Genomic DNA, 11,536 nt, shown 5'->3' on the forward strand with positions numbered 1-11,536 from the left:
CCGGTCAGCTGCTCCCGAACAGGCTGTTCGAGTACAACCCGATGGGGCCCATCGAGCCGCTGTAGAAATTGAGGTCGACGTTCCCGTTGACCCCGGCGATCCGGCCGGTGCTGGTGTACTGCCAGAACGCCCAGTTGCGCCAGCCGCCGGGCAGCGGGCCGGGTGCGTTCTGGCCGTTGTAGTCGGCGATCCACAGCGGGTAGTTGGCGAACTCGGCGGTGTTCGCCATCGCCGTGCGCCAGAAGTGGGGGTACGTGTAGATGATCGGCTGACGCCCGGTGATCGCCTGGACCGTGTTCAGGTAGCGGTGCGTCCAGTCGATGACCGCGGCGGGCGGCAGGCCCTTGGCGTCCTCGAGGTCCAGCACCGGCGGCAGCCCGCCCGGGCCGTTGACGGCGACCGCCGTCGTCGCGAAGTAGGACGCCTGCGCCTCGGGGGAGAGCCGCACGTCGGCGTAGTGGTAGGCGCCCCGGGCGATGCCGGCCGCCCGCATGCCCAGGGCGTCCTGCACGAAGTACGGGTTGATGTAACCGAGGCCCTCGGTGGCCTTCACCATCGCGAACTCGTGGCCCGCCCCGCGGACCGCGAACCAGTCGATCCCGGACCCGCCCGGGTGCTGCCACGACGCCACGTCGGGGCCGTTCACCGGGTTCGCGTTGACCACACCGGGCGCCGCGAACGCCATCACACCGGCGAGCAGCACCGGCGCCAGACGGGCCACGGTTCGGACACGAGCTCGGCTCTTCGGTGTCATGATCCGAGACTAAACCGTGACGTGACGTTCGGCACGGTATCGGGCGGACCCGTTCCGGGTCCCGACACGAACCCGGTCAGCCCAGCCAGTCCAGGACCGCCGCGGCCGTCCACGACTGCTGCATGCTGCCGAGCGGTTCGCCGGTGAAGGGTTCGTAGTACTCGGCGAAGCTGCCGTCGCTGGCCTGCCGCAGCCCCTCCGCGCGCAGGTGCCGGGACCGCTCGGCCCAGCCCCGACGGGCGAAGGCCCAGGAGAACAGCCACGTCATCACCGGCCATACCGGGCCGCGCCAGTACTCCCGGGACCGGAAGTCGCCGGAGACCGGCGACGTCGACGGCGGCACCGCGAACCGCAGGTCCGGGTGTCCCGAGAACCGCGGGCCCTCGAAGGTCCGCAGCAGCGCACGTTCCGCGTCGCGGCCGAGCCCACCGCACAGCAGCGGCGCGAACATCGCCAGGGTCTCGGTGCCGATCCAGCGCCCGGTCCGGAGGTCGTGGTCGCGCGCGGCGCCGGTGCGCGGGTCCGTGGTCGCCACCACGCCGTTACGAAACCGTGCCGACCACTCGTGCAGGTCTCGGACGTCGGACTTCGGCGCCGCGTGCTCCTCGCCGATGGTGGCCAGGACGTCGCAAGCCAGGGAGAACACGGCGCTGACGAACACGTCCTCGACGGCGAAGCTCATTGCCGACACCAGCCCGGCGTCGTCGTAGCGGGCCTGCTTCATCTCCTCGAGCAGCCACAGGTAGCGGTCGTACTCGGCGTTGCTGGGCCGCTGCGACGGGTCCGCGACCACGTCGGTGTCCGCCCGGCGGTAGGGCGGGACAGGTCCGGGCACCACGTTCGAGTAGGCGGCGTCCCACCGCGGCGAGTTGTCCATCCCGGACTCCCACCCGTGGTAGAGCGTGATCCGGCCGACGCCCGTCGGGTCACGGGACTCGGCCAGCCAACGGTGCCAGCGCACCAGGTCGGTCCAGCGACGGTCCAGGAACTCCTCGGCCACCGCCCGGGTGCTGCGGCCGTGCCTGCGCGAGTGGTCGAGGATCCGCTGCACCGCGATCGCGTGCACGGGCGGCTGGGTGATCCCCGAGGTCCGCACGCCCGGCGGCGCCGCGGAGGCGAGGTCGGTGCAGGCCCAACGGTCGGGGCCGGGGAAGTAGCCGTCGACGCCCTCGGCGAAGACGATGTGCGGGATCATCCCGTTGCGCCACTGCGCCGAGAGCAGCGTGTCGAGTTCGACGACGGCGCGTTCCACACTGAGCGGGGCCAGCCCGACCGCGACGAAGGCGGCGTCCCAGCTCCACATGTGCGGGTACAGCCGCGGCGCGGCGCTGGTCATCGTCCCGAGGTCATTGCCGCGCAGCAGGTAGGCGGCCCGGGCCGAGAGTTGGGTCGGGGTGAATCCGGGGTCGGCCATCCACCCAGTCTGCGACCACACACGAAAGTTCGCCCGCCGGACGCGCTGCCGGGCGGGCCTGTCGGGGTCCGGCTCCTGTCACCCGCCGGACATGACCGGGGTCAGCCTGCGCGACGCAGCTCGTCGGTGCTGCGGAACACCAGCCGGCCGTTGTCGAGTTGGATGGCCCACCGACGGGCCAGCGCCCAGTCCCGCCCGTAGTCGGCTCCCTCGACCAGAGTGGCCGCGAAGTCGTCGACGATGACGCCGGGCTCGTCCTTGGACGCCTTCCCGCTCGGACCGGGATCCGCGCTGGTCAGCACCTTGTCTCCGACCGCGAGGGCCGGCTCCGGCTTGCCTGCGGCAGTCTTCGGGGCGCCGCCCTTGCCGGTGTCCGTCGTGCCCTCTGATTTGGCCCTCGAGGCCTTGCTTCCGTTGTCGGTCTTCATGCTCGCGACACTTCCTTCCTTCATAGGCCGTTCCGGGCGGAAGGTTGGTCGCCGGCCGCTCGGAACGTCGAGATGGCACGAGATGCGTAACTAGAATGTAGCCGACGATGCTGATGTCGGCCGATCTCGGCGGTCGCCCCCTCTCCGGTCCGCCCCGCACTCGCGCGGGCCCCAGATGTCGGTCAATGCCGCTCCCGGCGCTGGCCACGGCCACGCCCAGGCGCGTCGGAGAATGCAGTCATTTGTGATGCACATCTCACCGCACGGTCCAGTGTATGGACATCCCGCGCCCGCACGCAGTCGATCGACCGGTCGACTCGCCGAGACGGCACCGCGCTCGCGGACACCCTGCGGATGTCGGTGGGTCTGCTTATCGTCAGGAGAATGAGCCCACCCACCACCACGACCGCGATGATCAGTGTCAGGGGACTCGCGCGCACCTTCCAGACCAAGACCGGCCCCGTGCAGGCGGTCAAGGGCATCGACTTCGAGGTGCGTCCGGGCGAGATCCTGGGCCTGCTCGGCCCCAACGGGGCCGGCAAGACCACCACACTTCGGATGATCAGCACGCTCATCGAGCCGACCGCCGGGGATGCCGTCGTGTCGGGGGCCGACCTGCGCCGAGACCCACGCCTGGTCCGGTCCCGGATCGGGTACGTCGCGCAGGGCGGCTCCACGAACGACGAGGAACTCGTCATCGAGGAACTGGTGCTGCAGGCTCGACTGTTCGGGCTGAGCAAACGTGAGGCGATCGCGAACGCGGAGTCGCTGCTGACCACGCTGGACCTCGACGGCCTCGGCGGGCGCAAGTGCAAGCAACTCTCCGGCGGCCAACGCCGGCGGGTGGACATCGCGCTGGGCCTGGTGCACCAGCCCAACCTCATCTACCTCGACGAGCCGACCACCGGTCTGGACCCACAGAGCCGGGCCAACCTGTGGGACCACATCCGGTCGCTGCAGGCCGCCGGCACCACCATCGTGCTGACCACCCACTACCTCGACGAGGCCGACGCCCTGTGCGACCGGATCCTGGTGATGGACCACGGCGAGATCGTCGCCGAGGGCACCCCCGACGAGCTCAAGCGCCGCATCTCCGGCGATGTGATCAGCCTCGAGATCGGGGCCGAGGACGCCGCCCGCGCGGTGCAGGTCGCGGCCGACACCCTCGAGCTGCGCTCCCAGTTCACCGAGGGACACCTGGTGCACCTCACGGTGGAGAAGGGCGACGCCGCCGTGGTGCCGCTGCTGCACGCGCTGCAGGCCGCCGGGATCGTGCCCGGCTCGCTCACCGTCAAACGCCCCAGCCTCGATGACGTGTTCCTCACCGTCACGGGCCGCTCGCTCCGGGATGGAGACCAGCCATGAGATTTCTCGACGAGACCGGCCTGATCTTCTGGGCCCACCTGCGCTCGAACCTGCGCAACCCGCTGTGGGTGCTGATCGGGCTGAGTCAGCCGGTGCTGTACCTGGTGCTGTTCGGCCCGCTGCTCGAGGGCGTCGGCGCCGGCCTCGGCGCGGGCACCGACCCGTGGCTGGTGTTCACTCCCGGCCTGATCATGCAGATCGGCCTGTTCGGCTCGATGTTCGTCGGCTTCGCCATGGTCTACGAACTGCGGGCGGGGATCATCGAACGGCAGCGCGTCACCCCGGCCAGCCGCGGCGCCCTGTTGCTCGGCCGGGTGCTCAAGGACATGGTGGTGCTGATGGTGCAGGCCACCATCCTGGTGCTGGTCGCGGTGGTGTTCTTCGACCTGCGGCCAAACGTGCTCGGTTTCGTGCTGACGCTGATCCTGGTCGCGATCATCGCGGCCGGCATGTCGTCGGCGTCGTACGCACTGGCGCTGGCGACCCGGTCCGAGGACTCGCTGGCCTCGGTGCTGAACATGGTGTCGGTGCCGCTGCTGCTGCTCTCCGGCATCCTGCTGCCGATGACGCTGGGACCGGGCTGGCTGCAGACCCTGGCCAGGCTGAACCCGCTCTCGCACACGGTCGACGCGGCCCGCGCACTCTTCCGCGGCGACTTCGGCTCCTCCGACGTCTATGTCGGGACCGCGATCACCCTCACCCTGGCACTGGTTCTGGGCCTGATCGGTGCCCGTACCTTCGCGAAGGAGAACGCCTGAGCGGTCGGCCGGTCGGTCGGCTGTGAGGTCCGACACCACCCTCCGATAACCTCGACAACATGCGACCGACTGCTTTGATCACCGGGGCCAGCCGCGGCCTCGGCTCCGCCATTGCCCGCGAGCTGGCCGCTGGCCACAACCTCCTGCTCGGCGCGCGCAAAGAGGACGCCCTGAAGGAGATCCTCACGGAGATCGAGGACGCGAAGCCGTTCCCGGCTGACCTGACCGACCACGCCGCGGTCGCCGAGGCCGTCAAGGGCATCGACCGGCTGGACGTGCTGGTGCACAACGCCGGCGTCGCCGACCTGGGCACCGTCGCGGACACTCCCGCCGAGGTGTGGCGGAACACCATGGAGGCCAACGTCATCGCGGTCGCGGAGCTGACCCGGCTGCTGCTGCCGGCGCTGCGCAAGGCGGGCGGCCACGTGGTGCTGATCAACTCCGGTGCGGGCCTGCGCGCCAACGCCGGATGGGGCCCCTACGCCGCCAGCAAGTTCGCGCTCCGCGCGTTCGGCGACGCCCTCCGGCTCGAGGAGCCCAAAATTCGGGTCACCTCGATCCACCCGGGCCGGATCGCCACCGACATGCAGCGCGCGATCGTCGAGGGCGAGGGCGGGACGTTCGACGCGGACCAGTTCCTCTCCCCGGAGACCGTGGCCCGCGCCGTGCACGCCGCGATCGACACCGCGCCCGACGGGCATCCCACCGAGATCGTGCTGCGGCCCACCGCGCGGTAGCGGTTACCGGCGCTCGACGAGGACGCAGCGAGCGCCGGTGAAGATGGTCGGCATGCACTGGTTGCAGTGCGTGCAGCGCGACTGCGTCCGCGCGTCGGCGGCGATCCGGTTGACGAGGTCCGGTTCCATCAGCAGCGCCCGCGCCATCGCGACGAACTCGAAGCCCTCGGCCATCGCGGTGTCCATGCCGTCGCGGTCGGTGACGCCGCCGAGCAGCACCAGCGGCAGGTTCACCGCGGCCCGGACCTGCCGGGCCTGGTCGAGCATGAACAGCGGCTGGTAGGGGTAGGCGCGCAGGAACTTCTTGCCGATCAGTTTCACGCCGAGACGCGCGGGCTGCGGCATCACCGCGGCGAACTCCTTGATCGGGGCGTCGCCCTTGAACAGGTACATCGGGTTGAGCAGCGAGCTGCCCATGGTCAGCTCCAGGGCGTCGAGGCTGCCGTCGGCCTCGAGCCACTTGGCCACCTGGATGGCCTCGTCGACCCGGAACCCGCCGGGCACCCCGTCGTCCATGTTGAGCTTGGCCAGGATCGCCACACGGCCGCCCACCGCCTCGCGGACCGTCCGGGCCGTCTCCAGGACCACCCGGGCCCGGTTCTCCAGCGAGCCGCCGTAGGCGTCCTTGCGGTGGTTGAGCTTGGGGCTGAGGAACGAGCTGGCGAAGTAGTTGTGGCCGAAGTGGATCTCGACGGCGTCGAACCCGGACTCGACGGCGATCTTTGCTGCGGTGCCATGCGCGGCGGTGATCCGCTCGATGTCCGCGACCGTCGCGGTGTGGATGCGGCGCATCGACATCGGGTTGAAGGACGGCGACGGCGCCAACGCCGGCAGCCCGTTGGACTTGCCGTTCGCGACCGGTCCCGCGTGACCGAGCTGCGCGGACGCCGCCGCACCCTCCGCGTGGATGGCGTCGGTGAGCCGGCGCAGACCGGGCACCGCCTCGTCACGCATCCACAGCTGGCCGCGCTCGGTCCGGCCCTCCGGCGCGACCGCGCAGTAGGCCACCGTGGACATGCCCACCCCGCCCGCGGACGGCCGGCGGTGGAACTCGATGAGCTCGTCGGTGACCAGCGCGTCGGGCGTCTTGCCCTCGAAGGTCGCGGACTTGATGATGCGGTTGCGCAGGGTGATTGGGCCGAGCGATGCTGGGGCGAGTACGTCGGGACTGGTCACGGGTCATCCTCCGATTCGATTTGGCCGATGGTAGGACGTGAACGGCCCGCCCGGATCCGGAACCGGCCGCTGAGCGGGAGGCACGCGCGGTTGGGAGCACCGCCGACAGGGACCGCGACATCGACTAGATCGATTGGTACAGAGGAAATTTCAGGGAGGATCGGATTCTGCCTGGCCCGATCGCGGTAGACCCTGCCCGTCGCAGGGCACCCCGGCGGGCAGGCGCGTCCTCAGAATCCGTCCGGCGCCGGCTCACCGATCGTCGAGGGACCCGGGCTTCGCGCCCACTTCGGCAGGATGAAGACTCCCTCTGCCTCCACGCAGACGCCGTCGGCGGCGGCGAGATGGCCGACCACGATGGTCTTGACCCCCTCGATGCGATCGATCCGCGCCTCTGCGTGCAACGCGCCGAGCGGGGTCGGTCGGCGGTAGCGCAGGGTCAGGGTGCCGGTCATTCCCGGGGCCCCGCCGAACTCCGCGGCCGAGCCGAGGACCTGGTCGAGGATGAGCGCGGACACACCGCCGTGCGTCAACCCGGCGGGACCCTCGTACTGCGACCCCAGATGGAAGTCGCACCACGCGCGGCCGTCCGGATCGTGCTGGAGCACCACCGGCGGCGCAACCGCGTTGCGCAGCCCGGCGGCGGCGTTTCCCCATGCCCGCTTCTGGCCGGAGGCGCCCCAGCGAACCCCGTACGGTCCGGGGTTCATGCGCTTCCGCAGGATCTGCTTGGCCGCCTCGAGGTGCTCCTGCGCGGCCCGCAGGTCGACCTCGTCCTCGACCTCGGTGAGCAGCGCGATCTCGATCAGGTCCCGGACACTGTCGGTCAGCGGTCCGTACAACTCGGACTGTCGGTCGATCTCCTCGTCCGAGAGCCCGTCCTGAACGTAGAGCGACTGTTGGCGGGCGATCGATTCGGTCACGGGGCCTCACTGGTGCGGGAAGTCGACGCCGGGCAGTAGGGCATCGGCCCTGGTGCCCGGCGATACAGGTGCGATATGCACTCTACATACGGCACCGACGACGGCCGCGGCCCCAACGGCCGACGGGAACCTGCGGCTCACTGCACACCTCGCGTGAGCCGCTGGTTCCCGTCGTGGCCCGCGCCGACGGCGCCGAGCGGGCGTGGGACCTAGTCCTTCCGGAGCAGGAAGCTCAGGACGGTCGCCTCGAATGCTTCCTTCTGCTCGATCATCGCCCAGTGCCCGCAGTTGGGGAACACATGCAGCTCCGCCTTCGGAATGGTCCGCATGGGAACCAGTGACATGTCCAGCGGGCTGACGCGGTCGTCACGACCCCAGGTGAGCAGGGTCGGCGCCTTCACCTTGTGCATCATCGCCCACGGCGGCGGCGCATCGGACGCGTCCATCATCTTCACCATCTGCGCGAAGGCGGCCTTGCCGTACATCCGCCGGGCGCTGTCGAGGGTCGCGGGATCGGTGGCCTGAGTCCAGCGCTCCTCGATCAGCTCCTCGGTCACCATCTCGGGGTCGTAGACCATCGAGTACAGCCACTGGATCAGGCGCTCACGGGTCGGCGCCTCGGTGAACTCCTGCAGTAGCTTGATGCCCTCACCGGGACCGGGGCTGAAAATGGCCTTGCCGATGCCGCCGATCGTGACCAGGCGGCGCACCTTCTCCGGGTGGTTGATCGCATAGCTGATCGCGACCCCGCCGCCCATCGAGTTGCCGATGATGTCGACGCTGTCGAGGCCGAGGGCGTCGACGAACTTCACCACCGAGTCCAGCGCGGTGACCATGGGGTGGCCGCCGAAGTCGTCGCTGACGCCGAATCCGGGGAACTCCAGCACCAGGCATCGGAAGTGCTCGGCGAACACCCCGAGGTTGCCCCGGAAGTTGCGCCAACCTGTCACGCCCGGTCCCGAGCCGTGCAGCAGCAGCAACGGCGGCCCGTCTCCCGCCTCGTGGTAGCGCAGGACGCCTGCCTCGGTGGAGATCTCCCGCAGGGTTCCCTCGTAGCTCAGGTCCGATGTCATCATTCGCCTCACTCTTCGATTGCGGCCGGATCCGCCTTTTCCGACCAACGTGCCATCTCGGTGGACCGCATCCCAGATGCCGTTCCGGTCAGTGGATGGAAACCTGGCGCGGCACGGGACAGGCAGTTGCCCGCTTCTCTCGTCCGTCGGACGCCACAGGGTCGGCCGCGCGGCTTTCGCACGGCCGACCCTGTACGCCTAGTGAGCGAAGATCGCTGCGCCCTCGTCGGTAGCGTCCGGCGCGCTCTGCGCGGCACCGGGAACCTGCAGCTGCCGGATCTTGCGCGGAAGCATCAACGCGACCACCGCGCCGATGACCGCACCGACGGCACCGATCAGGAAGGCGACCTGGAAGCCCTTGTCCGTGTAGAGGATCGCGCCCTGCGTCATCTCCAGCGGGATCGGGGCGATGTACGAGTTGTTCATCACCGTGAACGCGATCACCGGCAGGACCGCCGGGAACACGCTCTGGAACACGCCGACGATGCTCGCGGTGGACGCCTGCAGCTGCGGGGGCACCGCCTCGATGAGCAGGTTCGGGATCGAGGCGTAGCCCAGGCCCATGCCGAGGCCGAACACGCCTGCGAACACGATGAGCAGCGCCTTGTCGTCGTGCACCATCGCGACCGCCGCGAACGCGGCCGCCATCAGCAGCAGACCGGTGACCAGCAGCAGGCGCGGACGCACATTGCGCCCGACCAGCATGCCCACGATCAGGCCACCGATCACGACCATTCCGCCGATCGGCGCCTGGAAGATCGCGAATCCCTCTGCGCTCACGCCGAATCCGTAGCCGAGGCCGAGCACGGCGGGGGTCATCGCCATCATCGGGAGCAGGATCGTGAAGAGCCCACTAGAGCCGTAGACGAATCCGGCACCGATCGTGGTCAGGAGCACCGGCCGCTTGCCGAGCACGTCCAGGTCGATCAGCGGCTCGCGCACCACCTTCGCCGAGGCGATCCACGCCAGCAGGAGCACCACGCCCCCGATGAGGTAGGCGAGAGTAGACCCGCTCGTCCAGCCCCAGGTCGGCCCGAAACTCACGGCCACGAGGATGCCTGCGATGCCGGCACCCAACAGCACCGCGCCGACGAGGTCGAGACGGGACCGCAGTCGCACCGACGACTCGTCGGTGGACGCAATGATCATCACGCCGAGCACAGCGAGCCCGATCACGAAGAACCAGAAGATGCTGCGGAAGCCGTGGTTGTCGATCAGCCAGCCTGTGAGGAACGGCGCGGGAATCGCGATCAGCCCCATACCGCTGGTCGCGATGCTGACCGCAAGTGCGATGGTCTTCGGCGGGAAGACGTCGCGGATCAGCGAGTAGCTCAGGAACAAGCAGGGCACGAGCATGCCGGACAACGCCCGGCCGACGATCAGTACCGCGTAACTGCCGGCGATCGCGCAGAGGAACGAACCGAGCGCGGCGATCGCAACGCACGCCAGCAGGAGGCGGCGCTTGCCGTACATGTCGGCGAGCTTGCCGACAAGCGGCGCGGCCACCGCACCCAGAAGCAGGAACGACGTCAGCATCCAGGCACCCTGAGTCGTCTGGTAGTGCGCCGAGATTGCCGGCAGGGCCATCGAGATCATCATGTAGCTGACCGCAAGCATCTCGAGCAGCAGCACGATCGATGCGAGCGAGAAGATCAGGCGCGGCGTCCACTTTTCAGCAGCGGCCGCGGGACCGTGAGCGCCGGGAGGCGGCGACATCTCGCCGCCGGAACGGGTAGTGACCATCGTGGTGGGTCCTTCCGGGATACCAATGAATCTCAGGCCCAAGGTGATTCGGGCACGAATAGGGCCATCCGGCAGGGTCGGCGCGGACGACGTGGATGGTGCGACATATCCGAGCCGTCAGGATCGAATGTGTAAGCCACATCACAGGACACCTCAAACTGTGAGAACAGACATTGTTCCGGTGAGCGGGAAGATTGCCCTGGGAGAAGGTTCAAACCGGGCGAAACCGACTCGCGGGAACCGCGATTCCCGAACCTCACCCGGCAGACGCGGCCAGTTTCGTGCTGGGGACCGGGTAGCACATTCCTGCCGACCCGGCCATGAGCTCGGGCCCGGGACCACAGGCGGTCAGGCGGACACCGGGCGCGGTCGAGGTACCGCAGACCCGCCGGGATGTGCCATCCCTCCGGCGAGCAGTGCGACTACGGGCTCGTCACCGAACACCCGCCAGGCCATGTGTGCCCGGCGCCTGTGTGCGCCGCCGTCGAGTGCCATCGCGGCGCCTCTCACCCAATCGTCGGCCACCGAAGACGTGAAACTCATTGAACCGCTATCTGATTCAGCCACAACACGATCAAACGATACGACGGTGACGAGTGCACTGTTCGATGTCGAACTGCCGTTCGTCGGTGAAGTCGCGAACGGTGTTCACCCACCGCGATGAGGTGCAACCTGACTCGTTCGTCGCGCTTCCCGTTGCGTCCACCACGCCGCCGGGACCGTTGCCGCGCCCTTTGACAGGGTGGGCGCCATCTCGTATCGTCCGTCGTCATGCATGTCCGCTCCATTGCGAAGACCCGAGGCCGGCTTCCCGCCGGCCTGATCTGGGTACAGAGAACGCAGCGCTAGAACCCGTTCTCAGCACTGTTCGCGACGGTGCATGCATTCAACGGCTCGTAAACGCGGCCGTACTCCGTCCTTGGTCGATCCTGTGATCTGCGGCGCCCGGCCGGCGGAGAACGGTACGAGGATTCGGCGGTAACCGTCGCGACGCGCCCTTCCGGAAACGACCGAGTCGTATCCGGCCCTTCCCGCTTCATGACACGGACACGAACATCCGCACCGCTCGCGGACGGACCGCCAGGCCCGGTCCACGAGATGGTGCACTGCGTCCGCGTGCCGTGGCAAATACACTTTCTTACAGGAGATTTCATTGATTACCGCT

10 protein-coding genes are annotated in these 11,536 nt (G+C 68.9%); 3 read left to right on the forward strand and 7 right to left on the reverse strand.

The features are described from left to right. Window positions 1–4: 4 nt before the first annotated feature. The 3 genes from RT2_RS17770 to RT2_RS26540 form a co-directional block, all read right to left on the reverse strand. The gene (locus RT2_RS17770; RefSeq protein ID WP_072846122.1) at window positions 5–754 is read right to left on the reverse strand and encodes a glycoside hydrolase family 25 protein; all 750 of its coding nucleotides are present in this window, start codon (window positions 752–754) and stop codon (window positions 5–7) included. Window positions 755–830: 76 nt separating this feature from the next. After that, the gene (gene ggh / locus RT2_RS17775; protein ID WP_072846123.1) at window positions 831–2,168 is read right to left on the reverse strand and encodes a glucosylglycerate hydrolase; all 1,338 of its coding nucleotides are present in this window, start codon (window positions 2,166–2,168) and stop codon (window positions 831–833) included. 101 nt (window positions 2,169–2,269) lie between these two features. After that, window positions 2,270–2,596, reverse strand: coding sequence for a hypothetical protein (locus tag RT2_RS26540; RefSeq protein WP_245709536.1), 327 nt, complete (start codon window positions 2,594–2,596; stop codon window positions 2,270–2,272). Window positions 2,597–2,980: 384 nt separating this feature from the next. Between RT2_RS26540 and RT2_RS17785 the strand changes: the two genes are divergently transcribed. The 3 genes from RT2_RS17785 to RT2_RS17795 are packed head-to-tail and all read left to right on the forward strand — an operon-like array spanning window position 2,981 to window position 5,456. After that, window positions 2,981–3,961, forward strand: coding sequence for an ATP-binding cassette domain-containing protein (locus RT2_RS17785; RefSeq protein ID WP_245709537.1), 981 nt, complete (start codon window positions 2,981–2,983; stop codon window positions 3,959–3,961). Then, window positions 3,958–4,719: an ABC transporter permease gene (locus RT2_RS17790; RefSeq protein WP_072846125.1), complete on the forward strand. Its 762-nt coding sequence runs from the start codon at window positions 3,958–3,960 to the stop codon at window positions 4,717–4,719. Before RT2_RS17785 ends, RT2_RS17790 begins: the two co-directional genes overlap by 4 nt. 59 nt (window positions 4,720–4,778) lie before the next feature. Then, a complete protein-coding gene (locus RT2_RS17795) occupies window positions 4,779–5,456 on the forward strand; it encodes an SDR family oxidoreductase (protein ID WP_072846126.1) in 678 nt (225 codons plus the stop codon). 3 nt (window positions 5,457–5,459) lie between these two features. Here the strand turns inward: RT2_RS17795 and RT2_RS17800 are convergent, their stop codons facing one another. The 4 genes from RT2_RS17800 to RT2_RS17815 form a co-directional block, all read right to left on the reverse strand. Further along, window positions 5,460–6,632 (reverse strand): NADH:flavin oxidoreductase, encoded by a 1,173-nt coding sequence (locus RT2_RS17800; protein ID WP_072846127.1) that lies wholly within the window; start codon window positions 6,630–6,632, stop codon window positions 5,460–5,462. A gap of 230 nt (window positions 6,633–6,862) precedes the next feature. After that, window positions 6,863–7,555 (reverse strand): PaaI family thioesterase, encoded by a 693-nt coding sequence (locus tag RT2_RS17805; RefSeq protein WP_072846128.1) that lies wholly within the window; start codon window positions 7,553–7,555, stop codon window positions 6,863–6,865. 209 nt (window positions 7,556–7,764) lie between these two features. Continuing rightward, the gene (locus RT2_RS17810; protein WP_072846139.1) at window positions 7,765–8,628 is read right to left on the reverse strand and encodes an alpha/beta fold hydrolase; all 864 of its coding nucleotides are present in this window, start codon (window positions 8,626–8,628) and stop codon (window positions 7,765–7,767) included. Window positions 8,629–8,826: 198 nt separating this feature from the next. Continuing rightward, complete coding sequence (locus tag RT2_RS17815) at window positions 8,827–10,344, reverse strand: MFS transporter (protein WP_072846140.1); 1,518 nt, start codon at window positions 10,342–10,344, stop codon at window positions 8,827–8,829. Between the last annotated feature and the right edge of the window lie 1,192 nt (window positions 10,345–11,536).

The organism is Rhodococcus tukisamuensis NBRC 100609, assembly GCF_001894985.1.
Taxonomy (GTDB): domain Bacteria; phylum Actinomycetota; class Actinomycetes; order Mycobacteriales; family Mycobacteriaceae; genus Rhodococcus_G; species Rhodococcus_G tukisamuensis.